This is a genomic window from Streptomyces sp. NBC_01669 (assembly GCF_026339735.1).
GTDB lineage: Bacteria > Actinomycetota > Actinomycetes > Streptomycetales > Streptomycetaceae > Streptomyces > Streptomyces yanii.
Genome location: NZ_JAPEQG010000003.1, coordinates 228,747 through 252,750, shown reverse-complemented (window position 1 = coordinate 252,750; position 24,004 = coordinate 228,747). Strand labels below are relative to the sequence as shown.

Sequence of the window (24,004 nt, the reverse complement as noted above, 5' to 3'; positions counted from 1 at the left end):
AATACCGTGACTCTGTTGGTGATCTTGTGGGGGTCAGGTGACGGCGGTGCAGAGGGCGTGGAAGTGGCTGGGTGCTCGCCGGGGGTGCGCAGGGTCGGCGATCCAGTCGGTGATGCGGGTGACGTTGCAGGCCAGGCCGGTCAGTACGTGCTGGACGTGCGTCTTTGGCAGGCCTCGGTAGCGGGTCCGGCGCAGGCCGCAGGTGCGGACGTTCTGGGAGAGGGTGGCTTCGATGCCGGCGCGGATCGCGTATCGGCGCTGCCAGTCTTCGGTGTGCTGGTCGAGGCGGTTGCGCTGCTGGATCTCGTGCAGTTCGCGGGTGGGCAGCAGCGCGAGCGAGCGCGGACCACTGACCGCCTTGGTGCACTGGGGGCGGACGGGGCAGGCCAGGCAGGTGGCCTTGTCGAACTTGACCTGGATGTAGTTGTGGCCGCTGATGTGCAGGGGACGCCACTCGCGGCTGACGGTGCCCTGGGGGCAGGTGGCCTGGCAGCGGTCCCAGTCGATGGCGAAGGCGGCCTTGTCGAAGCCGGCCCCGCTTTTGGCCTGGTGGCTGTGGTCGGGCACGACCGGGCCGAGCAGGGTGATGCTGTGCACCCGGTGAGCGCGTTCAATCTGCGCGGGGCTGATGTAGGCGGCGTCGACCGCGTGCTCGGCCGGGATGAGGCCGACCTGGGCCAGATCGTCGTGGATCTGGGCGGTGAGTTCGCCGTCCTGGACCGGGGCGATCGTGGTGGCCACGTGCACGACCACCTCCGGCAGGTCTGACGTGCACGTCTCGGTGAAGTGAGTGCGGTAGCCGGACCAGGCGGTGTCACGTTTGACGCAGTAGTGCGCGTCGGTGTCGTACGGGGAGTCGAACCGCAGCGATGCCGGAGGCAGCGCGTGGCCGTCGCGCCAGCGCAGCCGCCCGCGGGTATCCCAGAAGTAGTGGTGCACCCAGACCTGGCGCAGGATTTCCACCTGTGCCAACGCCCGGAGCCGGGGAGGGGCGTCGGCCGCCCACGCGGCGGCCAGGACCTTGTGTCCGTCCCGGCCGAAGGTCTCGGCCAGGGCGGTGACCCCGGCCTTCCCGCCGGGCACCTTGCCGATCTCGATCTTGCGCCCGTAGCGCTTGTCCCACTCCGGCTCGACCAGCGGCAGCAGCCAGTCCGGGTCCGCCTGGGCGAGCTGCTCGAGGGCGGCCCGCAGGCTCTCGCCGACCAGCTCCAGCCGGCTGAGCGTGCGCACCGCCGCGAGCACATGGGTCGCATCCGTGCGTTGCCGACCGCCGGATTTAAGCAGTCCGGCCTCGGTCAGCCGATGCAGCATCACCTGCAGCAGCCGGTCGGCCGCGTCGTCCTGGGCCAGCCTGGCCCGGAACTCGCACAGCACCGAGTGGTCGAAGCCGGGATCGTCCAACTCCAGGCCCAGGGCGTACTTCCAGTCGATCCTGGTGCGGACCGCGTTCGCGGCCGCGCGGTCCGACAGGTTCTCCGCGAACTGCAGCACCGACACCAGCGCCAACTGCCCCGGCGACAAGCCCGGCCGCCCGTCCTTCGGATACAGGTCCGCGAACTCATTATCCTCGAACACCACATCCAACCGGTCCCGCATCAGCATCGCCGGCGTGCCCTTCGGACACGCCGCCCACGCCGTCAACACCGTCCGCGTCGGAATCCGCTGGTAACTCCTGGCCCGTATGGACATCTCCGGCCCTCTCCCTGGAACCACCCCGCCCAACTCCAGCGAACCGCCGAACAGACGACCTGTCAGCATCCCTCACAAGATCACCAACAGAGTCATACCGTTCAGTTAAGGGCTTCTGGGTTATTGTGGGTGGATGCCGCGTTCTGGTTGGGTGAAGCCGTCTTCTGATGTCCGCTTGTCGGATTTGGTGTCTGTGGGGTTGCTGACGCGGGTGTTTCCCGCGGATGTGGTTGACGCGGTGATCGAGGAGGCGGGGCGTACTGAGCGGCGTCACCGGTCCTTGCCCGCGCGGGTGATGGCGTACTTCTCGATGGGGATGGCGCTGTATTCGGATGGCTCCTACGAGGATGTGTTCGCGCAGCTCACGGATGGGCTGTCGTGGGCGTCGGGGTGGTCGGAGTCGTTCACGCCGCCCTCGAAGTCGGCGATCTTCCAGGCCAGGGCTCGTCTGGGGTTCGAGCCGGTGCGGGATCTCTTCGCGCGGGTTGCGCGTCCGCTGGCGGGGCCGGACACGCCGGGGTCGTGGCTGGCCGGGCGTCGTCTGGTGGCGATCGACGGGACGTGCCTGGACGTGGCAGACACGGCAGCCAACGCAGAATTCTTCGGGCGGCCGGCTTCCAGCCGGGGGGAGCAGTCCGCGTTTCCGCAGGCCCGCCTGGTGGCATTGGCGGAATGCGGCACTCATGCCATCTTCGACGCTGCCACCGGCCCGTGCAGCGTGTCGGAGATCGAGTTGTCCCGGCAGCTCGTCGATCGGCTGGAGCTGGGCCAACTGGTCCTGGCCGACCGGGGCTTCTACGGGTTCCGTCTGTGGCAGCAGGCCGCCGCCACGGGCGCGGATCTGCTCTGGCGAGTGAAAACGAACCTGCGGCCCCGGCATCTGGAAACACTGGCCGATGGGTCCTGGCTGGCCCGGATCGTCCCGACGTCGGGCACGAACCGGGCCACGACGCAGCCGCTCACAGTCAGAGTGATCGACTACACGGTCGATGACGGCCGGGACAACCCCGAGGAATACCGGCTGCTGACCACGATCCTCGACCCGGCCGACGTCGGCGCCGAGGACCTCGCAGCCGTCTATGCCCAACGATGGGAGATCGAGACAACCTTCGACGAACTGAAGACCCATCAACGCGGGCCCCGCGCGGTACTGCGCTCGAAAGCCCCCGACCTTGTCCAGCAAGAAATCTGGGGACACCTGTGCTGCCACTACGCCATCCGCACCCTGATGGCCGACACCGCCGCGCACACCGGCCAGGACCCCGACAGAGTCTCCTTCGTCAAAGCCCTCCGCATCGCCCGCCGTTCAGTCGCGCAGGGCGCATTTTCCCCCTCCGAGCGCTGACACGGCCGACGCAGCATGGCGTCACGCCATCCGATGGCTCACCCAACACCTCAACCCACCCCGCCGAAAACGCTCACACCCGCGAGTCGTCAAACGCAAGGTCCTGAAATGGGCCGCGAAACGCTCCCACCACGCACACTGGCCCCAGCCCAAACACAGCCCCCACATCACCATCCGAAACCACTAACTGAACGGTATTGGGCTTAGCCTCGATCCACCGAGTGACTCGCGTGCTGTGGATGAGCAATCAAGAAGAGGTGCCTGCTGACCTGCGATGATGGGAGTTCTGACGCTTCCAGCACGCACAATCAGCAAGGCACCTCGTAGATGGTGCGACACGAAGTCGCTGGTGGCAAGTGGGTTCGTCCATGGGAGGGGCGATGAAGTTGACGACGTAGCCCCAGGTCAGTGTTCAAGACCTGTCCCCGCCCTGACGTGCGCTGCTGGTAACGGCAGGGTGCGAAGCTCAGGGCTCAAGCCCAAGGACATCCGTTCCATCCGGATGTCACAGGTGAGGGGAAAGCCGGACGGGCGAACGCGAGTGAATCCTCGATGACCCCTCGTCAAAGTGAGCTTCGGGTGATGGATGCTGGACCGGGGTGTAGAGGCTGGCCGTTGAGAAGTGGCAGACGGCGGCTGGGGGCATCTCACCAGCCGTGTGAACACCGTCGCCTCTGGGGGAGAGAGGGCGCCCTACCCGGCTGTGTCTTGGACCAGCGGAACGTGGAAACCCCGTCGGGGTCCTGCCGTGTGGGAACGGCAGGTGGACCGACCGTGAGGGACGTTGATCTCCCCGGCGGGAACAGGATGGTCCAAGAAGCGAACGCCGGCAGGCCGAAAGGCAGCAGGAAAACGGGGCATCGCGGCCGAGCTCTCCCGAAGCCGTCCCGGATAACTGGCCGGATACGGGCCGATGCCCGGACCCGAAAGGGTGCTGACGTGGATCAGGTGAGCTTTTGAAGACGACCGGTCACAGGAGTCGGAACCGAAGGGCAAGTTAGACACGATGACGGGACACGCGTTCGCGCTTGCGATGGCGGCTCTCGGAGTGAACGGACCGGAGGACGGACGCCTCAACTGGGACACCGTGAACTGGCGGGCCCAGGAGGACAACGTACGACGACTGCGGCAGCGAATCTTCAAGGCGACGCAGGACGGGGACTGGGCCAAGGTCAGGTCCCTGCAAAAGTTGATGTTGCGAAGCCGTGCCAACACGCTGACCAGCGTGCGCAGGGTGGCACAGATCAACGCTGGCCGCATGACCGCAGGGGTGGACGGGGAGGTTGCTCTGACCTCCACGGCCCGGGCCAGGCTCGCCGAGCAGACGGATCGGACCCGCAAGTCCTGGACACCACTGTCGGTCAAGCGTGTGTACATCCCCAAGCCCGATGGACGGCAGCGTCCGCTCGGGATTCCCGTGATTTTGGATCGCGTCCACCAGATGCGGACCAAGAATGCACTGGAACCCGAGTGGGAAGCCCGCTTCGAGCCCAGATCGTACGGGTTCCGGCCGGGCCGCAGCTGCCAGGACGCAATCGAGGCCATCTACTGGACGCTGAACGGAAAACACGCAAAGCGCCAGTGGGTTTTGGATGCGGATCTCAAAGCGGCATTCGACAGGATTGATCACGCTCACCTGCTCAGCCAGCTCGACGGATTCCCCGCCAAGGACCTCGTCAGGCAATGGCTCAAGGCAGGTGTGATCGACAAGAATGGGCTGCACCCGACCGAAGAGGGGACCCCTCAGGGCAATGCCACTTAGTTAGGAAACGGCGAGGATTTTGATGTGGGGTGGGTCGGGGTGGTGGATGATGGTTTCGGTGGGCTGCTTCTTTCTGTAGGCGTGGACGTGGACACGCTTTACGGCTCGTGGGCTGGTGCGGTGTCTCCGACGGGGATTGGGCCTTTCTATTATTTCCGTGCGGGCGACTTCAAGGGCCTTCGCGAGGCGGTCAGGGGGAAAAACCCGCCTGGCCTGTGATCTGGCGGCGGATGATACGAAGTGACCGCATGAACGATAGGCGGTCCGGGTCGATGTCGGCCTGTTCGGCTGCCTCACACATCAGGTGCCGGACCGCGTAATGGGTCAGGAGCAGTGCCCAGATCTCCTGCTCGACCATGTCCGGTGTTTTCGAGCGCAATACACCGCCGCGGCCGCGTTGGTGGGTCTTGATCTCGTCAAGGCTGGACTCGAACTCCCACCGTTCGGCATAGGCAGCGGCGAGTTCAGCGGCACCAGCCTCGTCCGGGTCCATAACGGTGGTGATCAGGCAGAAGATCTCTCCTCTACCTTCGCGGTTCGTCACTTCGTATTCGACAACACGGACCGGAATCCCGGACGGCTCCTCTATGTTGTCCGACCCGCGGTGACGCTGGACTGCGCGCCGCCGACGGACCTTCGGGTCAAGCAGGAACGACTCATAGGATCCGTCCTTCAGCGGCCGGACTACCGGCAGATGAGGGCCGTCGGGCATGCGCCACAGCAAATCAGCACCGGTTGCCGCGGCCGCTTCCCACAGACGATATGCGTAAAATCCCCGGTCGGCGGTAACCAGCATGCCTGGTTCGAAATCGGCGACGAGTTCCCCGGCGAGAACGCCTTCGTCCACGCGCCAGGGACCCAGCCGGGCCGCCACCACAGCATGAGTCCCGCATTCACCCAGCCCCACGATCTTCACCTGGGGGAAAGGCGCGGGATTTCGTGTGCCCCCGGACCGGCCGAACTCCCCATCATTTGCTGGGGTGTCAGGAATATCCAGGACGAACCCGTCAATGGCCATCAGACGCCACCGACCCATCCACGCTCCCTGCGTGCCCCGCTGCGCGCAGGGCAATGCCACCCGCTCGAACAGCACCCGCAGCGGCTCCGAACCCAGACGCCGGCGCGCCTGGGAAATCGCACCCGTCGTGGGAATCGTCCAGTCCTTCCGCCATGTCCCCAGAAAACGTAGGCCGTTGACGAGAAGACGCATCACTTCCTCGTACGACTCGCCGAAGAACAGACACAGAGCCATCACGTAATAGACGACGACACGCGCCGGCAGCAAACGTGACCGTTTCTCTGTACGGCCCGTCTCCGCGAGTACCTCATCGACCAGGTCCCGATGAACCAGACGTGTCAGAACCCCGACACCCACCCGGTCGGTCAAGCGCACACCAGAAACCGGCACCACGTTATCCCGCACCCCGCCCATGAGCGAGGAACATAACCGGTTCACCGGCAGGAAGGAAGTGCGGCAACCGGATCAGTTGACCATCCACAAACACCCCGGGCGTGTCCCTGTGCATATGTGGACGACCGATTACCAGACCGCTTATCTAAGTGGCATTGCCCCTCAGGGTGGGGTGATCAGTCCCGTGCTGATGAATGTCGCCCTCCACGGGCTGGAGGAAGCCGCCGGAGTCAGATACTCGACGCTCGGCAGTAATGCTGCGCGGACAGTCCCGGGCTCCGTGGTGCTGGTGAGGTACGCCGACGATCTTGTCGCTCTGTGTCACACGCGTGACCAGGCCGAACAGGTCAAGGCACGGCTGGCCGACTGGCTCGGACCCCGAGGTCTTGCCTTCAACGAGGACAAGACCCGGATCACGCATATCGATGCTGGATTCGACTTCCTGGGGTTCAACATTCGCCGGTATCCCAACGGCAAGCTCCTCATCAAACCCAGCGCCACGGCGGTCAAACGGATCCGGGACCGGCTCACCACCGAGATGAGCGCCCTGCACGGGACGAACGCCATCGCGGTGCTCCGCAAAATTAACCCGATTGTGCGGGGCTGGGCCGCTTATTACCGGAGCGTGGTGTCCAAAGAGGTGTTCGCCCTGGTGGATCATCATCTGTGGCGGGTCACCTACAAGTGGGCACTTCGCGCGCACCCGAACAAGTCGAAGAGCTGGGTGATCAACCAATACTTCGACCGGTTCAACCCGTCCAGAAACGATCGATGGGTCTTTGGGGACCGCAACAGCGGTGCTTACATGGTCCGTTTCGTCTGGACGCAAATCGTCCGGCACCAGTTGGTCGCAGGGGCGGCGTCTCCCGACGATGCTGCCCTCTCCGAGTACTGGGCCAAGCGTCGCAGCAGAAAACCGCTTCCGCTGGACAAGGAGACCCTCCGCCTTGCCCGGGAACAGCGCGGACTCTGTCCGCTCTGCAAGGAACGGCTCCTGCACGCCGACGACCAGCCACGCAGCCCGCAGGAATGGGAAGCATGGCAGGCGTCAACTCGCAGGTCAGTCAGGAAAGTCCGGGCTACCGGCGAGGGGCGACTCGACGCGAAGGATGAAGCGCTCCAACTTGTGCACACCCACTGCCGTCAACGGCTCACAGGCCGTCGTGGCAGGGGAAACAGTGCTACTGCGAAGCCCGTGGGGCTTGCTTGAGCCGTGGTGCGGGGAAACTCGCTCGCCCGGTTCTGAGGGGGCGGGGATGCAGCAATGCATCCCCGCTACCCGACCAAGTTTCCCATACTCCGGCAGCGGTCTCCGCTGCGTTCGATGACCCGAACCTGATCGCGTATGCCGGGCTGCTGCCGGTGCTACGGCTGGCCGAGCGGTGCGGGCTGTCGCGGCTGGTGGCCGAGAAGGTGAAGCTGACCGGCGCGAAGAACGGGGCGGGGGCTGCGGCGGACGCCAAGGTCACCAGCATTGTGGGCGGCATGGCCGCGGGTGCGGACAGCATCGACGACCTTCACGTCCTGCGGCACGGGGCGATGCCGGCCGTGTTCGCAGGTGCCCGTGCCCCGTCCACGCTGGGCACCTTCCTTCGCGCGTTCACCCACGGTCATGCCCTTCAACTCCACGCTGTCCACCGCCGGTTCCTGGCCGCACTGGCCGCGCACGCCCCCTTGCTGCCGGACTCGGACGAGCTGGCGTTCATCGATGTCGACTCCACCCACAAGCGGGTCTACGGCCGGGCGAAACAGGGCGCCGAGTACGGCCGGTTCAAGGGCATCCGCACCCTGCACCCACTGCTCGCCACGGTCTGCACCCCACACGCGCGGCCGGTGATCGCCGGCGTACGGATGCGACGCGGCAAGGCAGCAGACTCCAGAGGCGCCCCGAAATTCGTGAGCGAGGCCCTGGCCACCGCCCGCGAGGCCGGCTGCACCGGGACCCGTATCCTGCGGGCCGACTCGCAGTTCTACAACGCCGGGGTGATCGCCGCATGCCGCCGGACCGGCGCCCACTTTTCGATCACCACCGGGATGAACCCCTCCATCAAGCGGGCCGTCCTCGGCATCCCCAACGATGCCTGGCAGCAGATCAGTTACCCGACCGCGGTGCCCGACCCCGCCACCGGTGAGCTCATCTCGGACGCCGAAGTCGCCGAGATACCCGAATACACCGCGTTCGCGAGCCGCAAAAAGAGTGACCAGGTCACTGCCCGACTGATCGTGCGCCGGGTCCGTGACCTGGCCAAACCCGCCGTTGTGGGTGAGCAGGGCGAGCTGTTTCCCGTCTGGCGCTACCACCCCTTCTTCACCGACCAGCCTGCCGCAACGCTGCAGGCCGAGCGGGAACACCGCCACCACGCCGTGGTCGAGCAGGTCATCGCGGACAGCAAAGCCGGCGCCCTGGCCCACCTGCCCTCCGGACACTTCCACGCCAACGCGGCCTGGCTCACCCTGTGGGCGATGACCTACAACCTGCTGCGGGCCACCGGCTCCCTGACCTCCGCCTTCCACGCCAAAGCCACCACCGCCACTCTCCGCACCCACCTGGTCCAGGTCCCGGCCCGGATCGCCCGCTCCGCACGACGCATCACCCTGCACCTGCCGCACAACTGGCCCTGGCAGCACGCCTGGACACACCTCTTCGACACCGTCCACGGCCCACCCGGCTGACACGAACAGCCCCTACCCGACCCGCCCGCCGCCAGGGCCCAACCGGAACCGAACCCTGTGGAAAAGCTGGGCAGACCAGCGGCTCCAACCTGCCCATGCCCAACCGCCGACCTGAAACCGGCTCGAAACCGGTCACAAGATCACTCCCCAAACCACGTCGGTGGATCAAGGCTTAGGATGCGTTTCCCTCCCCGGCTGAAGCCGGGGATACCCACGCAAGAACAGGGATGGACGCTCTCGAACTGGACGAGGGCGAGCGTCGGCGCCTTGTGCAGGCGTCCACGTTGCGGGCGCAGCAGGTTCCACGGCAACTGCCCCCCCCATTACCGTTTTGGTGGCCCCGCAATGGGGCGCCCGGCCTCCGGAGTTGGCATGACTTTCTCCCCCTGTCGATCGCATGTCTTGGGGGGTGGTGTCACCGGCTCCGGAGGCATCGACAGACCGCTGATTAGGGGCATGACCACCGGCCTTTTCGCAGGTCGGGAGGCTCTTCGTAATGTGGATGTGGCGATCGGTGCCGTGGGACGGCCGGGTGAGGACGACCGGAGGAAGCGCGTGATCGACATCAGCGACATCGGTGCCTTCCTCGGTCTGGACGTGGGCAAAGGCGAACACCACGCCACCGCCGTCACGCCGGCCGGGAAGAAAGCCTTCGACAAGCGGCTGCCCAACAGCGAGCCGAAGCTCCGCGAGGTGTTCGGCAAGCTGAAGGCCAAGCACGGGACCGTGCTGGTGGTCGTCGATCAGCCGGCCTCGATCGGCGCTTTGCCGCTGGCGGTGGCCCGGGACATGGACTGCCCGGTCGCCTATCTGCCCGGCCTGACGATGCGGCGGATCGCGGACCTCTATCCGGGCGAGGCAAAGACCGACGCCCGCGACGCGTTCGTCATCGCGGACGCGGCCCGCGTCATGCCTCACACACTTCGCTCGGTCGATCTCGAGGACGAGACCATCGCCGAGCTGGAAATGGTCGTGGGCTTCGACGACGACCTGGCCGGCGAGGCAACAAGAGTCTCCAACCGTCTGCGGGGGCTGATGACGCAGATCCACCCGCATCTGGAGCGGGTTCTCGGTCCGCGGATCCAGCACCCGGCCGTCCTGATGCTGCTGGAACGGTTCGGATCCCCGGCCCAGATCCGCAAGGCCGGCAGACGACGGCTCGTGACCTTGATACGTCCGAAGGCCCCGAGAATGGCCGAGCGACTGGTCGAGGAGATCTTCGCCGCCCTGGACGAACAGACCGTCGTCGTCCCGGGCACGGACGCGGCCACGTTGATTGTCCCGAGCCTCGCCGGCTCGCTGACCGCAGTGCTTGACCAGCGAAAGCTCCTGGCCGCCCGGATCGAGGAACTGCTGGAGTCCCACCCTCTTTCCAAAGTCCTGACGTCCATGCCGGGGATCGGCGTCAGGACCGGAGCCAGGATCCTCATCGACGTCGGCGACGGCAGTTCGTTCCCGTCCGCCGCCCACCTCGCCGCTTACGCCGGCCTCGCCCCGACAACCCGTAGTTCGGGGTCGTCGATCCGCGGAGAACAACCTTCCCGAAGAGGAAACAAGCAGCTCAAACGAGCCTTCTTCCTCTCCGCGTTCGCCGCCCTCGCCGACCCACGATCGAGGGCCTACTACGACAAGAAGATCAGCCAGGGCAAACACCACACCCAAGCACTCCTCTGCCTCGCCCGCCGACGAGCGGACGTCCTCTTCGCGATGCTCCGCGACGGCACCTTCTACGAACCCCAACCTGCCCCATCACCTTGACCAAACCCATAGGGGCACCCCCCCGATCTTGGGGTGTTCCGTGGGCATGAGAAGGCGCTGAAGGCCGTGCACGGAATCATGGATCAAGTTGCCGGGGACAGCAGGCATGTCGTGATCGCCGCGGTGGGCGGTATGGCTGGGGTGGGCAAGACCACACTGCATGGCGAGTTCGATGCCGCGGCCGAGGCGTTTGTGCTCGTGGACGACAAAGGTGACGGCGACGCCGGAGGAGCGGATCTCCCCGGCGAGCTTCACGGTGGCCTCCAGCTCGGGGCGCCTGGTGGCGCGGGTGGAGATCTTCTCCGAGAAGACGCGGGTGACCCCGGCTTCGGCGAGGGAGTCGAGCTGTGCGTCGAATGACTTCCGGGCGGTCGAGGCGCGTGCGTAGCCGAGGCGGACGTGCCCGACCGGTTTGGCGCCGGCGCTCACCGGCCGGGGCAGCTCGGTCCACACCGCCCCCGGCTTGCGTACGGCGGGGGTCGGCACTCTGAGCACCTTGGCGAGTTGGGGCACAAGGCGGAAGCGGGCGGTGTGGTAATGGATCGCCCCCTTGCCCTTGCCGGTCCGGCACGGCGAGCCGGGCGGGGCGGGGCGGGGCGGCGCAGGTGGACATCGGGCAGTCGTGCGATTCCACGCGCTTGAAGTCGTCGCTCAGGACCCAGGACTGTTCCATGAGTGTGTTTCAGATGTCGAGCAGTTTGCAACAACCCATGAATCGCGAAAAACCCTGGATGATCGTCGGGCGGCGCAGTGTTTCACGAGCAACCACCTATGAAACGCAGGCGCTGCGCCTGGCCGCGGTCGGCGTCGGGTCACCACTGGGTGATGAGCGGCGTGTCCGGTTCGCGTTGCCGCCAGGCTTCGGTGAGGCGGGCGAGGCGGGTGGGGGCGGCGATGCCGCGCACGGTTGCGATCCGGCCGCCTGCGATGTCGAATGTCACGGCGCCGATGACCTGGTCGCCGATCACGAAGAGGATGGCGGGGGCGCCGTTGACGAGCGCGAAGTGGATGGCGGGCGTGCCACCGGCAAGCCGCCGTTTCGCGGGTGTGGGCTTGAAGCCGGCCCGTGCGATGGCGGCGATGCGCTGCGGAGTGTCGTACCGCAGCAGCGTCTCGGCCAGGCCGGCGCCATTGGAGTCGGAGATCGCGGTCGCGTCGTCGGTGAGCAGCGCCACCAGGCGTTCGGTGCGGCCCGAGGAGGCAGCGTCGAGGAATTCCTCGACGATCCTGCGGGCGGATGCCGAATCGACTTCGCCGCCGCCGCGGCGCGCGGCGGTGATGCGGTGGCGGGCGCGGTGGAGGCGCTGCTGGCTTGCGGTCTCGGTGATGTCGAGGATCTTGGCTATCTCGGTGTGGCTGTAGGAGAACGCTTCGCGCAGGATGTAGACGGCCCGCTCGAGGGGTGACAGGCGCTCCATGAGCGTCAGCACGGCCAGGGAGACCGATTCGCGCTGCTCGAAAGTGTCGGCCGGGCCGAGCATCGGGTCGCCGTCGAGGAGCGGTTCGGGCAGCCAGGCGCCGGCGGTGCGTTCGCGGCGGGCCTGTGCCGAGCGGAGCCGGTCGAGGCACAGGTTGGTGACGACCTTGGTCAGCCATGCTTCCGGCACCTTGATCCGCTGCCGGTCGGCGGCCTGCCAGTGCAGGAACGCATCCTGCACGGCATCTTCGGCGTCGACGGCGGAGCCCAGCAGTCGGTACGCCAGCGAGGCCAGCCGGTTTCGGCTGGCCTCGAACCGGCTGGTGTCGAAGCGATCCATGGCGGTGTCGTCCACGCGGAACACCCTACGAGGCGGCTACTCGACCGCCTTCTCGGCGTACGCGGCCGTGTTCTCGGCGGTCGCGTCCGGCGCGGCGGCCAGGCGGTGCTTGCGCTTGGGCATGCCGAAGGTCGGGTGCGAGGCGGCCCACAGCGACATCTTGAGGATGCCCGCCTTGATCCGCGCGGGCTTCCGGCCGCCCATGTACTTCGGCTTTGCCTGCCCTTCGTCGTCCACCATCTGCAGGATCCCGTCCCGCCGCCCGAGACTGATGTGGTTGTACGTGTAGACCAGCTTGGTGTTCGCGACCTTGCGGCCGGTCAGGCGTCCCACGATCGCGGCCGTGGCCTGCATGCCGGTGTAGCCGGCCGAAGCGCAGGACATCGGCAGCGGCCGGCCGTTGTCGCCGATGGCGTAGGCGCCGTCGCCGGCGGCGTAGACGCTCGGGTGCGAGACCGACCGCATGGTGCGATCGACGACGATCCGACCGTTTTCGGTGACCTCCAGCCCGCCGGCGGCGGCGAAGGGGTTGACCGCGAATCCGGCCGTCCACACGGTTGCGTCGGATGCCAGGGCGGTGCCGTCGGCACACAGCACCTGCGCCGCTTCCACGGCCTCGACGACGGTGTGCTCCAGGACGGTGATGCCCAGCCGGTCGCAGGCCTGGCGCAGGTGGCTGCGGGCTCCGGCGGAGAGCCGGGCGCCCAGCTCTCCGCGGGCGACCAGCGTCACCGACAGGCCGGGCCGGGATTCGGCGATCTCGGTGGCGGTCTCGATGCCGGTCAACCCGTCGCCGACGACCACCACATTCCGGCTTTCGCCCCGCCCGCCCAGGCTGTCCAGGCGCTCGCGCAGGCGCAGCGCCGAGGGCCGGGCGGCGACGTCGAAGGCGTACTCGGCCGCGCCGGCCACGCCGTGGTCGTCGCCGCGGCTGCCGAGCGCGTAGAGAAGCGTGTCGTAGCCGAGCTCGCCGCCGCCGTCGGCGTCGACCACGGCGACGACCTGGCGCTCGGGGTCGACGGCGGTGACACGGGCCAGGCGCAGCCGTATCCCCGTGCCCACGAAGACGTCGGCGAGCTTCGGAGCCGCGATGTCCCGGCCGGCCGCCAACTGGTGCAGCCGCATTCGCTGGACGAAGTCAGGCACAGCGTTGACCACGGTGATCTCGGTGTCCTCCGGGGACAGCCGGCGGGCCAGGGTCCCGGCCACGTAGGCCCCGGCATAGCCGGCGCCGAGGACGACGATGCGGTGCTTCATGCGATGCTCCTGTCGGTTCGCTTGCTCCCGGTGACTTGAGCGGAACAGCGCCCCGATTGCTGACAGGAACTTCATGTGATGTGGGTCACAGAGTGGCAGGAGCGCCGCCCGACGATGCTCGCGACGCCGAGGCGGCGCAGATGCAGGCCGCGAACGGCACCCGGCTCCAGCTGTGGTCCTGCGCCGGTAGCCCCAACCAGAAGTGGTCCACGGACTGAGCACCTGATGACCGAGGGCAGGGCGAGGTTCTGATACGTCTCCAGGGTGTTCATCCCGGAAGTCCATCGACCGGCCTGGAGATGCCATGCCCCTGCAGATGCAGTTGGTTGCGATAACGCTTGATTGCCCCGATCCACTGGCTTTGGCGGCGTTCTATCAGCAGGCCACCGGCCTTGAACTGCACCCGAAGTCGGACGCCGACTTCGCGGGCCTCAACGGCGAGCACGGACTCTTGATCGGTTTTCAACGGGTTGACCACTACCGGGCTCCGAGTTGGCCCGACCACATCGTTCCGCAGCAGCTGCACATCTGCTTCAAGATCGAGGGGGGCTTGGGCGAAGCCGAGGCCCGGCTGCTGGAGTTGGGTGCGGGCAAGCCGGATCATCAGCCTCACGGGGACAAGGCGCGGGTCCTCACCGATCCGGCCGGGCATCCCTTCTGCATCAGCAGACTCTGATTGCCGGAAGAGGACTGCTGGGGACGACGTGGTTGTCGAGGAAGTTCCGGCAGACACCCCCCGCCCCGACCGGTGGCACACCGGGCGACCAGCCGGAGGTGCGGTCAGCCGCCGACGCTGCGCGCACCCGGGGTTGTCGAGGTGTTGTCGAGGGACAGCGGACGGCCGGGGCGAGAGCTCAGTCTCGCCCCGGCCTATGACCTTTCGGTCGGTTCACCGTTGCAGCGGCACCCGTCAGCGCAACTTGTACGCCGTGGGGAGGGTCTGCTTGACAGTGTTGCCCTGGCTGTCGGTCGCGCTGATCCGCAGCCCGACGCCCTCGGGCGCCTGCTTCCGGCTCGGGTTCTTGATCTTCGCGGTGAAGGTGTCCGTCCCGGCTTCCTCGGTGCACACCGGACGCCAGGTCTTGCCCCCGTCGTAGCTGGCCTCGACGTGCAGGGAAGTCAGCTTGGGCGAGGCGGTGAGGCCCTCCTGGTGGTAGCCGACGATCGTGATCTGATGGGTGGCCCCGGCCTTGGCGGTGTTGTCCAGGGCCAGACCGAGGTCGTACCGCAGGAAGGTCAGCGGCTCCGGACGGCAGGCCGCCCGGTTGTCGCCGACCACCTTGCCCACACAGGGGTGGAGCTGCGGAGCGTCATCCTTGGCCGGCTTGTCGGAGCTGTACGTCCATTCCGTCCTGACCCCGTTGGTCCTGGCCTCGAACGTGTACCGGGCCGATTCCGCCGGCAGGTCGTAGCCGGCGAGTTTGCCAGTGATGGTGAGGAGCCCCCAGTAGTCGAACTGCAGTGGCGTCAGACGCCGTTCGACTTCGCCACCGGACTGGTTGCGCAACGTGAAGTCGCAGGTGTAGTCGAGGGTCGGCTCGGTGGGCGGGGCCGTCGGACCACAGGCATAGGCGCCGAAGAGGATCGTGGACGCCACGTGGGTGCCGTACCCGTGCCCGTCCCGGGCTCCGTTGACGGGAGCGGCTACGCCGCTCACTTCTCAGGTCCCTGGAGGCACCACGTCGTTCCGGGCGCCGGTCACAACCTTCCCCAGGAGCGACCCGACGCGTTCGCCACCGCGATCCTCGAAGTCGATGCCATGGGGTGACCGCAGAACGGAAACATGTGCCCGGCGCCGGCCCGCGGACCGGCGCCGGCATGTGCGTGTACAGGCGCGCCCCCGCAGGTGTCCTCCATGACTCCCACCACGACTCTCGTCACCGGCTTGACAGGTGACGAATGAGAGTGCACGCTGATGACAGTCGTCCAAGGCGACAGGCAGGACGCAATCCACGATCAACGAAGTGGAGCATGGTCATGAACAAGGAACTCACCACGGATGCCGACACGGCGGCACGGCACGCACGCTTCGGCAAGCTTCCCGAGCGGATCCGCTTCGAGGACATGACCGAAGAGACGGAGGCCGCGCCGAGCAGCGGGGGCAATGCCTCCTACAGCGACGAGAACTCGTGGAAGTACTACTCGTGCCTGGCCCTCGACCTGGGCCTGTAGACCGTCCGGGCCGAGCGGCCCCTGGGCAGGCGCCCCTCCGGCGCCGACAGCGAACCCTGCGATCCCATCGGCACCGGAGGTGAGCATGCGGGGACCGCTCCACAATCCCGGATGCCGGTCCCTTCGGTCCCTCTCCGTGGGATCAGACGCACAAGCGGCTCTTGGCTCACCTCCCGCTCACCGACAGGCTCTGAAGCGCGTCCGGACCGGGACGGGTGAGGAGAACGGGCGGTCGGCGGTCGCGGGGTCGTACGTCAGCCCGTGAAGGAGGTCCACGACTCCTCGGTACGGAAGCCGACCTGCTCGACGAGCGGTACCGCCTCGTCGCTGGAGTGCAGGTAGGCCGTACGAGCGCCGGCGGCCCGCCCGTCCCGCAGAACCGTCTCGGTGACCGCCCGGCCGAGACCGCGCCGCCAGTACTCGGGCAGGGTCCCGATGGCGGCGAGCCCGACATGCCGCTCGGTGACGATCGCCCGCCGTACTTGCGCACCCCGCCTCCTTTCCGCAGGTCACGCACGGGAAGGAGCGGCCGGATGATCTCCCACATCTCATCGGTCAGGCTGGACGGATAGCATGGGCCGCTGACGGCCTCGGAGTTGTCGCACTGGCACACACCACGTGATCATTCCGGGGCCGTCGCCATGCCCGGAGGGCAGACCGCGACCGTCACGCTTCGCGCATGATCAGCCACCCGACAAGCTCTTAGAGCTTCTCCAGCTCGTATCCGTCGTACAGGTTCCACGGGGCCAGGCCGACGGAGTTCGAGAGGATGCCGACCTTCACTCCGGCCCGGCGCGCGGCAGCCGCCGCGGCGATCACCGAGGTCTCGGGGCGCAGGTCGGCGAAGACGCGGCCCATCAGGTTCTCCGGCCGGACACCGAGGAGCCGGCCGGCCGCCTCGTTCCAATGTGTCTGGGTGAGCGTGCCGCGTTCCAGCCTCTCGGTGAGCCGGATTCCCTCGGGGTCCAGGTAGAGGCCGGTGAGCAGAGTCCCCGCGGCCAGTCCCTCGCGCTTCTCGAAAGCGAGTGCGGCAGGCAGCAGAGGGGTCGTCAGCACACCACCGAAATCGAGGACGAGGCCCTTGCGGTACTGAGTCATGTTCACACCTTAGAAGGCGTGCGACACCTGCCTCGCACCAGGTCGCCATGTTTCCTGCCATGGGGACACATGCAGGACGGGCGCGTGCGGTCGCATGTGAACCCTTCGGCCGGTCGGTCATGTCCGGCTGTGCGACATCCCGTGAGTTCTCCTGAGCCCCACTCGGTGTCTACCGCTGTGGCCAGGAGGTTCTCCCTCTTCTAGGTGTCTTGTCGCCGAGTGACGTAACTTCGGGATTCTTGAAGCGTTCTCACCGTGTCCGACCGATTCGCATTCGGTTTGAAGGTGAGGGGGCATGGGTTGTCGCTCGCTGTCGTACGTGACCTGCGTGAGTTCCGCGATCCGGTCTCGGCGGAAGAGCTGGAGCAGTTCGAGACCGACGTGCTGGCGGGGTTCGTGCTCGCGCGTGCCTCGGCGGGCCTGGCGGACGGCACCATCCGCGGGGACGTCGGGCACCTCGATCAGATGCGGGCCTGGTTCGGCCGACCGCTGTGGGACATGGAGCCTGCCGACGCCGACGTGTACTTCGGGAAGGTACTGCGGGGCTCGCCGAGCGGCACTCGGCTCGCCCGCTCGCAGGCGCTGACCACGTACTTCCTGTTCCTGGAAGTACGGCACAAGGTCGAGATCCACCGGCTGACCGGGCGCGTGGTCGAGTGCCCGATCGACGAGATGAACCGGCCTCGCGGGTCCAAGGACGCGGCACTGCGAATCCCACCGACCGAGCCGGAGATCAAGACGCTGTTCACCGGCTGGGGCGGTGAACTGGCGACCTGCCGGAAGTTCGCCCCGACCGCGCGGAACTACACCGCTGCGAAGCTGATGTCCCAGGTCGGCCTGCGGGTCAGCGAGGCGTGCAAGCTCGACTTGGCCGACATCAAGTGGGACTTTGGCCGCTTCGGCAAGCTTCACGTCCGTCATGGCAAGGGCGCCCGCGGCTCGGGCCCGCGCGAGCGGATGGTGCCGCTGATCAACGGCGCCGACCGCATGCTGCGGTGGTTCATCGAGGACGTCTGGGGCCAGTTCGACGACGAGCACACCCACCCCGGGGCCCCACTGTTCCCGTCGGAGCGGAAGAACGCCGACGGCTCCTCACGCCGCATCGGCGACGACGCACTGCGAAACGGCCTGGCAGCTGCGGCGAAAGCCCATCTGCCGGGCTGGGGCGACAAGCTCACGCCGCACGTGCTGCGGCACTTTTGCGCATCCGAGCTCTACCTCGGCGGCCTTGACCTGCTCGCGATCCAGGAGGTTCTTGGGCATTCCTGGATCGCCACGACGATGCGGTACATCCACGTCCAGCAGACCCGGGTCGAGGACGCCTGGGTGGCCGGGCAGCAGCGGGCCGCGAAGCGGCTGGAAGGACTCCTGTGATGCAGTGGAACCTGCGGCTGACCGCCGCGAACAAAGGGATCTGGAAGGCATCCGAGCTCCAGCGGAGCCTGGCCGAACACGGCTTGGTGATCTCGGCCGGGAAGATGTCCGGCCTGTGGTCCGGCCAGCCGGTCTCCCTCAAGCTGGAGGACCTGGATGTCATCTGCGTCGTGCTCGACTGCGGGATCGGCGATCTTCTGATCCCCGAACCCGAGAAGGTCACACGTCCTGGCCAGCAGACTGGCGTTCGTGAAGCCACGGCCAGCTCGACCGTGGTCCCGGCCGTCGTTCCCAAGCGCCGCGACGGCCGCTCCCTGCCGCCGATGTGACACCGGCACTACCGCGATGGGAAAGATCAGCGACACCAAGCCGGCGGCTTCCTGCACTGGTTGTTTCGCCTGGGGACAACTGCCCGGCCGGTTCTGCCGCGGTTGCTACACCTACGGCCAGCAACACGCCGTCGGACGATGCGCCGGCTGCCGTCGGCAGGTCCCCGTCGATGACAAGTACGGCTACTGCCGCCTCTGCCGGGCCCAAGCCAGCTGGGCGATCAAGGCCAGCGGAAAGGCATCCGTGCTGGAACCGTACCTACGGCAGGTGACCTGCCAGCAGTTGTTCTTCGCGAACCTGCAGCGGCCCCGCAACCGCGGATCGCAGGTCGGCAAACAGGGGCGGCGGGCCCTGAAGCGGTCACCAGCCCCCGATCCGCCCCCCGTGATCACGGGCTGGATGCAGCTGCCGCTGTTCACCGCCGCCCGGGACTTCCGCGGGTTCGACCGGAAACGGCACGCTGACCTGGCCAACCCCTGGCTCGCCCGGGCCCGGCAGACAGCCCACGCGCTGGGCGAGGCCCGCGGCTGGAGCCGCTGGATCACCAGCGACGTGGACCGGGCCCTGATCATCGTGCTGTCCAGCTACCGCGAGGGCGAGTCAATCCGGTACTCCGAACTCTTCCCGGCCCTGCGCGGCCGCGGGCTTCCGGTCGTGCGGACCGCCGAAGTCCTGGACCGTCTCGGCCTGTTCACCGACGATCGTGCCCCTGCGATCGATCGGTGGATGGAACGCAAACTCCACGCAGTGGCCCACGGCATTCGGCGCGACGTCGAGGCCTGGGCTCGCACCCTGCTCGACGGTGGCCCGCGGTCGGAGCCTCGGGCACGGCACACGGCATGGGCCTACATGGGCGAGATCCAGCCGGTGCTGCTGGAGTGGTCCAGCCACTACGACCACCTGCGGGAAGTCACTCGGGGGGACGTCATCGCGGCCCGGGACGCCGTCACCGGCAAGCAACGCGAGAGCCGGATCGTCGCTCTGCGGTCGCTGTTCCGACACGCGAAGAGGAACGGCCGGATCTTCCGCAACCCCACGATCCGGATCCGTGTCCCCCGGCAGGCCGGCAGTGTCATCCAGTCCCTCGAACCGGCGGACATCGACGAGGCGATCGCCACCGCCACCACCCCGGACATCCGGCTCATCATCGCCCTGGCCGCCGTCCACGCGGCACGACCGAAAACGATTCGCACGATGCAGTTGGAGGACGTGGACCTCGGCAACCGGCGCATCACCGTCGGTGGTCACGTCCGCCCGCTCGATGACCTCACCCGCCGTGCTGTCCTGGACTGGCTCGACTACCGCCGCAGCCGCTGGCCGAACACGGCCAACCCCCACCTGCTGATCACCCAGAAGACGGCTGTTGAACTCGGACCGGCGGGAAAGCTCTGGACCACCCGGGCCACCCGCAACCTCACCGCCACCCTGGAAAGGCTCCGCGTCGACCGCCAGCTCGAAGAAGCCCTTACCCACGGCGCCGACCCACTCCACCTGTCCCTCGTCTTCGGCATCGACGAGAAGACCGCCATCCGTTATGCGGCCTCCGCCCGCCAACTTCTGGAAACCGCCGCCGAACAGGACGCCCATGAGGACAGTCACTGATCCTCTGCCATTCTTCCTTCCATGTCCGCACGAAATCGAAGACTGCCCCGGCACCGTGCCTGGCCACTGACCACCACCGACATCAACGAGTGTCTCGGCGCCCACCTGGACCGCGTCACGGACCTTCGGTTCCTGACCGGGCACGACAGCGGGACGATCGTCCTGGGAGTCGAGTGGGTTGCTCCAGAACCCTTCAACTACGGCCACGGCATCCACCCGGACGCGGTCGGCTTCCGAATCGATGTCCCCGCCGTCGACGCCACTGAGCGTGCTGCCACCCGAGCCCTTCTAAAGGCGCATGCCCTCCCGCAACTGCACGAATGGGTCACACAGGCCATCGCCGCCGACGAGACCTGGCGACAGACCCCTCACCTCCACTACTGGCGACTCACCGGCGGTCACCTCACCCACCGCGACGAAGCGTGAAGCGAATCTGGATGACGCCCCACGACTCCACACTCAGCGTTGTCACGCACACGGGTTCACCACAAACCCAACGGTCCCTACCCGGGAATCAGGGCAACGGACCCCCGGGTTCCCGCTGAGAACCCTTCAGTTATTGCGAACCCACGGGGATCACGGCCCTGCACTCCCGAAGCTGCCGCGAAGTGACAAGTAGCTCTCTGTAACCGATCTGACGGCCTGTTGTCCCGGCTTCCGGCGTTCTGGCCCTGACTCTGCTGTGCTCGCATCACCTTGGTCGCGTTGCGGTGATCAAGGAAAGGAGCCGAGGGTGCGTCGGGAGTGGGAGCCGGAGGACTTGATCGAGGTCTGGACGCTGCTGGAGGAGGACCAGCAGCGGCTCCGGAACAAGTCGGGGGCGAACCGGCTGGGCTTCGCGCTGCTGCTGAAGTTCTTCGAGGTGGAGGCGCGCTTCCCGGAGGACGAGGCGGAGGTTCCCGCGGCCGCGGTGTCGTACGTGGCCCAGCAGGTGAAGGTGCCAGCCGAGGAGTGGGGCGCCTATGACTGGTCCGGGCGGGCGATCAAGAGGCACCGGATGGAGGTCCGGGCGGCGTTCGGACTCCGCGAGTGCACGCAGGAGGACCAGGTCCATCACTCGAAGCCATCCGCCTCGACCACCTCGCCGAAACCCACCACCGCCCCACACGAACCCGCTAACCCCACCCACCGAGCACGCAGAACAGCCCTGACCAGCACAAATGCACCCCGGGCCTTTTGGCGCTGACGCTACCTTCAACGAGCCCGACCCCTCTCAGCGCAGAAGACACAACCCCAGGTCACACACCCTGGCCTCCCCGCTCAAACACCCCACCCAGCCTCTCAACCAATCAGCAACACACCAGGCCAGCCGCCACCCCGTACACCAACAAGCCCCCCTCCGAGCGTCACTGACCCTCCGCGGCGCGGCTGACGCCTTCCTCGACGCGCTCGGCAACCCGCACACCGTCCGCAACTACGGCATCGGGGTGGGCAAGATCGCCGCGCGGCTCGGTGAGGGCCGGCCGCTGGCCGCGGTCGCCAATGACGAGATCGGCGAAGCCTTGGAGGCGCTGTGGGGCTCCTCGGCGGTCAATACCTTGGAACGCCCGCCGCGGCGCGGTGGGCTCGTGGCTGTCGTGGTGCACCGAGCGCGGCTACGGAGGCCCGGCGGTGCCGGCTTGGGCGAAGCGGCTGGCGGTGCCGGACTTTGAGACCCCGGCCCGCTCGAAGATGGCGATCGACCGGCTGATTGCCCGGCGCGAGGTGCCGGTTCGGGAGAAGGCGCTGTGGCGGATGCTGTACGAGACCTCCGCCCGCGCGGAGGAGATTCTCGGGATGAACATCGAGGAGCTGGACTTCGTCGGCCGCCGTGGCCCGGTCTAGGCCAAGGGCGCGCGGGCCAAGTCGCGGCGCCGGGGCACCGCGCGGGAGGACTTCGTGCTGGAGACGGTGTACTGGGACGCGGGCACCGCCCGGCTGCTGCCCAGGCTACTCAAGGGCCGCACCCGCGGCCCGGTATTCACCACCCACCGCCGCCCCGGCCCGGGCAAGGTGGTCAGTGCCCGGAACGTGTGCCCGGACACCCGCCTGGCCCGGCTGTCGTACGGGCAGGCCCGGGCGCTGCTGGACGACCACACCGCCCACCAGGGTCCGGGCACCGGCTGGGGCCTGCGTGAGTTCCGCCACTCCTCGCTGACGCACCTGGGCGAACAGGGCGCCTCCTTGTTGATGCTGATGGCCAAGTCACGGCACAAGAAGCCGGAGAACGTCCGCCGCTACTTCAAGCCCTCCGCGGAGGCCATCGCCGAGGTCACCAGCCTGCTTGCGCCCGGCGACAGCAGGCGTTGAGCCAGCCCCGGCGGGACTGGATCAATCAGTTGGGCTCGACGCCGAGCCATCGGGTCCGACTCGATGGCGGCTGCCTGGGGTCCTAGTAGTAATCGCCGAGAAAGCAACGGATATCGCTGACCTGGTCTGATGCGACGGACTGTCCGTGGCGGTGCTCCGTACTGGCACCGTTTTCCTGACCGTGCACTGCCAAGGGCTCTACGGTATGGCGCACGGTGCCCACGTGAGGTGGGCGATGCGCTGCGTGGAGGTCTGCCGGTGGCGACCCGTGTGTTCTCGGATGACGAGCTGGAGCAGCTGCGGGGCTATCCGGAGATCAACAAGGAAGAGTTGATCCGGTTCTTCACCCTCACCCCGGCGGATGTGGGGTTCATCGATCCGGGCGGCGGGCGCAGTGCCAAGGACCGGCCATCCGGCATCTGGCCGCGATTCCGACGTTGCTGGTAGGCGCACGGTCAGTGCGTTCTCCGGGGCGGTCGACGACGCCGGTGCGGCCGGTGCCCCAGCTTCCCAAGCTGATGCCACCGTCCGCCTGCCGGAGCTTCCAGCCCTTTCAGGCTGCTCCCGACCGGACTCTGTGCGGTTTCGCTGTCCGCCGGGTGCGTGACCGCCGCGAAATTCTTCTCATGCCGATGTCGAAATCGCGGCCTCCCGTTCGAAGGATGGGTGTCACGGCTGCCAAGCCGATCACGTCTTCACGAGGGCGGCGGCGAGGTAGAGGTAGAAGTCCACGACCTCACCGCGTTTCTCGGTGCAGCGTCGCAGCTTGCCGTAGTCGTTCATCCAGGCGTGCGTGCGCTCGATCACCCAGCGTTTCCCGGCCTGGATCTGTGCCGGGACTCCCTTGCGGGCGATCTCGGCCGTGAAGCCCAACTCGGCTATCAGGACACGGGACTTGGCGCTGTCGTCGCCGCGGTCCAGGTTGACGTTGACGCCTTCGGGCATCGCGCCGGCCTGGGTGCGGGCCGCCTCCAAGGTCGGGCCGAGCATGGGCGAGTCATGCCGGTTGGCCCCGTCGGAGACGATGCCGAGCGGGACGCCGCAGGCGTCGGAGGCGACCGAGCGTTTCAGTCCCTGCTTGCCCCGGTCGACCGGTGACCGCCCCGCCTTCTCGCCACCGGACGGGGCCTTGGTGATGCAGCCGTCAACCGAGATCTCGGCCAGCCCCAGCCCGATCGTGCGGTCGTAGGCTTCCAGGGCGAGGGCATGAACCTTCTCGGATATCCCCAGCTCAGCCCACTCTTTGACATGCTGTCGGATAGTGCGGTCGGAGCATCCGGGACTGGAGATGCGCTCGTAGCCGGAGCCGTGGACCAGCGCAAGCACGATGTGCTCGAAGACGGTCCGGTCGGCGACCCGGCGGCGGTGACAGCCCAGCGGGTGGTCCGCAAGGAACGCCCCCCGCGCGGGCAGGAGCGCGGCGAACTGGTCCCACAGGGGTTCGAGCAGGCAAGATGGCACCGCAGGCACGGGTCCTCCGTGTGATC

The 24,004-nt window shown here is 67.3% G+C and carries 22 protein-coding genes and 3 pseudogenes; 16 read left to right on the top strand and 9 right to left on the bottom strand.

Going from position 1 to position 24,004, the window contains the following annotated elements:
* Positions 1 to 33 precede the first annotated feature (33 nt).
* Complete coding sequence (locus OG972_RS48130; protein ID WP_266993420.1) at positions 34 to 1,689, bottom strand: IS1182 family transposase; 1,656 nt, start codon at positions 1,687 to 1,689, stop codon at positions 34 to 36.
* A gap of 133 nt (positions 1,690 to 1,822) precedes the next feature.
* Between OG972_RS48130 and OG972_RS48125 the strand changes: the two genes are divergently transcribed.
* Both OG972_RS48125 and OG972_RS48120 read left to right on the top strand, forming a co-directional pair.
* The gene (locus OG972_RS48125) at positions 1,823 to 3,034 is read left to right on the top strand and encodes an IS4 family transposase (protein ID WP_266993418.1); all 1,212 of its coding nucleotides are present in this window, start codon (positions 1,823 to 1,825) and stop codon (positions 3,032 to 3,034) included.
* A gap of 1,006 nt (positions 3,035 to 4,040) precedes the next feature.
* Positions 4,041 to 4,796, top strand: a complete 756-nt coding sequence (locus tag OG972_RS48120; protein WP_323136005.1) for a reverse transcriptase N-terminal domain-containing protein — start codon at positions 4,041 to 4,043, stop codon at positions 4,794 to 4,796.
* A gap of 190 nt (positions 4,797 to 4,986) precedes the next feature.
* On the opposite strand, the gene OG972_RS48115 is transcribed toward OG972_RS48120, so the two are convergent.
* A complete protein-coding gene (locus tag OG972_RS48115; protein WP_266992288.1) occupies positions 4,987 to 6,228 on the bottom strand; it encodes an IS4 family transposase in 1,242 nt (413 codons plus the stop codon).
* Here OG972_RS48115 and OG972_RS48110 point away from each other — a divergent pair.
* The 3 genes from OG972_RS48110 (at position 6,227) to OG972_RS48100 (ending at position 10,638) form a co-directional block, all read left to right on the top strand.
* Entirely contained in the window at positions 6,227 to 7,417 is a 1,191-nt protein-coding gene (locus tag OG972_RS48110; RefSeq protein ID WP_266993416.1) for a group II intron maturase-specific domain-containing protein, read from the top strand. The genes OG972_RS48115 and OG972_RS48110 overlap by 2 nt on opposite strands.
* Before the next feature lie 32 nt (positions 7,418 to 7,449).
* On the top strand, positions 7,450 to 8,880 hold the full coding sequence (locus OG972_RS48105; protein WP_266993698.1) for an IS1380 family transposase: 1,431 nt from the start codon (positions 7,450 to 7,452) through the stop codon (positions 8,878 to 8,880).
* Positions 8,881 to 9,435: 555 nt separating this feature from the next.
* Positions 9,436 to 10,638 (top strand): IS110 family transposase, encoded by a 1,203-nt coding sequence (locus tag OG972_RS48100; RefSeq protein WP_266993415.1) that lies wholly within the window; start codon positions 9,436 to 9,438, stop codon positions 10,636 to 10,638.
* On the opposite strand, the gene OG972_RS48095 is transcribed toward OG972_RS48100, so the two are convergent.
* The 3 genes from OG972_RS48095 to OG972_RS48085 form a co-directional block, all read right to left on the bottom strand.
* Positions 10,630 to 11,124 carry a recombinase family protein gene (locus OG972_RS48095; RefSeq protein WP_266993413.1) on the bottom strand — a complete coding sequence of 165 codons (495 nt, stop codon included), beginning with the start codon at positions 11,122 to 11,124 and terminating at the stop codon, positions 10,630 to 10,632. The two genes, OG972_RS48100 and OG972_RS48095, sit on opposite strands and share 9 nt — an antisense overlap.
* 326 nt (positions 11,125 to 11,450) lie before the next feature.
* Positions 11,451 to 12,410 carry a sigma-70 family RNA polymerase sigma factor gene (locus OG972_RS48090; protein ID WP_266993411.1) on the bottom strand — a complete coding sequence of 320 codons (960 nt, stop codon included), beginning with the start codon at positions 12,408 to 12,410 and terminating at the stop codon, positions 11,451 to 11,453.
* A 21-nt stretch (positions 12,411 to 12,431) separates the two neighbouring features.
* A complete protein-coding gene (locus OG972_RS48085; protein WP_266993409.1) occupies positions 12,432 to 13,652 on the bottom strand; it encodes an NAD(P)/FAD-dependent oxidoreductase in 1,221 nt (406 codons plus the stop codon).
* Positions 13,653 to 13,744: 92 nt separating this feature from the next.
* Here OG972_RS48085 and OG972_RS48080 point away from each other — a divergent pair, with 92 nt between their 5' ends.
* Both OG972_RS48080 and OG972_RS48075 read left to right on the top strand, forming a co-directional pair.
* Complete coding sequence (locus OG972_RS48080) at positions 13,745 to 13,870, top strand: RICIN domain-containing protein (RefSeq protein ID WP_266993407.1); 126 nt, start codon at positions 13,745 to 13,747, stop codon at positions 13,868 to 13,870.
* A gap of 86 nt (positions 13,871 to 13,956) precedes the next feature.
* Positions 13,957 to 14,328: a VOC family protein gene (locus OG972_RS48075; protein WP_266993405.1), complete on the top strand. Its 372-nt coding sequence runs from the start codon at positions 13,957 to 13,959 to the stop codon at positions 14,326 to 14,328.
* 234 nt (positions 14,329 to 14,562) lie between these two features.
* Here OG972_RS48075 and OG972_RS48070 read toward each other — a convergent pair whose 3' ends face one another.
* Positions 14,563 to 15,309 (bottom strand): hypothetical protein, encoded by a 747-nt coding sequence (locus OG972_RS48070; protein WP_266993719.1) that lies wholly within the window; start codon positions 15,307 to 15,309, stop codon positions 14,563 to 14,565.
* Here OG972_RS48070 and OG972_RS48065 point away from each other — a divergent pair.
* Positions 15,286 to 15,420, top strand: a pseudogene (locus OG972_RS48065) (alpha/beta fold hydrolase); the annotation flags it as partial. The gene OG972_RS48070 and the pseudogene OG972_RS48065 sit on opposite strands and share 24 nt — an antisense overlap.
* Before the next feature lie 209 nt (positions 15,421 to 15,629).
* Entirely contained in the window at positions 15,630 to 15,824 is a 195-nt protein-coding gene (locus OG972_RS48060; RefSeq protein WP_266993403.1) for a hypothetical protein, read from the top strand.
* Positions 15,825 to 16,078: 254 nt separating this feature from the next.
* Here the strand turns inward: OG972_RS48060 and OG972_RS48055 are convergent, their stop codons facing one another.
* Both OG972_RS48055 and OG972_RS48050 read right to left on the bottom strand, forming a co-directional pair.
* Complete coding sequence (locus OG972_RS48055; RefSeq protein WP_266993696.1) at positions 16,079 to 16,294, bottom strand: GNAT family N-acetyltransferase; 216 nt, start codon at positions 16,292 to 16,294, stop codon at positions 16,079 to 16,081.
* Between the two features lie 232 nt (positions 16,295 to 16,526).
* Positions 16,527 to 16,922 carry a hypothetical protein gene (locus OG972_RS48050; RefSeq protein WP_266993401.1) on the bottom strand — a complete coding sequence of 132 codons (396 nt, stop codon included), beginning with the start codon at positions 16,920 to 16,922 and terminating at the stop codon, positions 16,527 to 16,529.
* Between the two features lie 300 nt (positions 16,923 to 17,222).
* Here OG972_RS48050 and OG972_RS48045 point away from each other — a divergent pair, with 300 nt between their 5' ends.
* From OG972_RS48045 to OG972_RS48015, 7 genes and pseudogenes are all read left to right on the top strand, one after another.
* Complete coding sequence (locus OG972_RS48045) at positions 17,223 to 18,296, top strand: site-specific integrase (RefSeq protein WP_266993399.1); 1,074 nt, start codon at positions 17,223 to 17,225, stop codon at positions 18,294 to 18,296.
* A complete protein-coding gene (locus OG972_RS48040) occupies positions 18,296 to 18,625 on the top strand; it encodes a helix-turn-helix transcriptional regulator (RefSeq protein WP_266993397.1) in 330 nt (109 codons plus the stop codon). The genes OG972_RS48045 and OG972_RS48040 overlap by 1 nt, the downstream gene beginning before the upstream one ends.
* 16 nt (positions 18,626 to 18,641) lie before the next feature.
* Positions 18,642 to 20,228: a hypothetical protein gene (locus OG972_RS48035; protein ID WP_266993395.1), complete on the top strand. Its 1,587-nt coding sequence runs from the start codon at positions 18,642 to 18,644 to the stop codon at positions 20,226 to 20,228.
* A 21-nt stretch (positions 20,229 to 20,249) separates the two neighbouring features.
* Positions 20,250 to 20,654: a hypothetical protein gene (locus OG972_RS48030; RefSeq protein ID WP_266993394.1), complete on the top strand. Its 405-nt coding sequence runs from the start codon at positions 20,250 to 20,252 to the stop codon at positions 20,652 to 20,654.
* 307 nt (positions 20,655 to 20,961) lie between these two features.
* Complete coding sequence (locus tag OG972_RS48025; RefSeq protein WP_266993393.1) at positions 20,962 to 21,414, top strand: DUF4158 domain-containing protein; 453 nt, start codon at positions 20,962 to 20,964, stop codon at positions 21,412 to 21,414.
* Between the two features lie 163 nt (positions 21,415 to 21,577).
* A pseudogene (locus tag OG972_RS48020) lies at positions 21,578 to 22,517 on the top strand (tyrosine-type recombinase/integrase).
* Positions 22,518 to 22,775: 258 nt separating this feature from the next.
* The gene (locus OG972_RS48015) at positions 22,776 to 22,964 is read left to right on the top strand and encodes a hypothetical protein (RefSeq protein ID WP_266993392.1); all 189 of its coding nucleotides are present in this window, start codon (positions 22,776 to 22,778) and stop codon (positions 22,962 to 22,964) included.
* A gap of 249 nt (positions 22,965 to 23,213) precedes the next feature.
* On the opposite strand, the pseudogene OG972_RS48010 reads toward OG972_RS48015, so the two are convergent.
* A pseudogene (locus tag OG972_RS48010) lies at positions 23,214 to 23,987 on the bottom strand (IS5 family transposase); the annotation flags it as partial.
* Between the last annotated feature and the right edge of the window lie 17 nt (positions 23,988 to 24,004).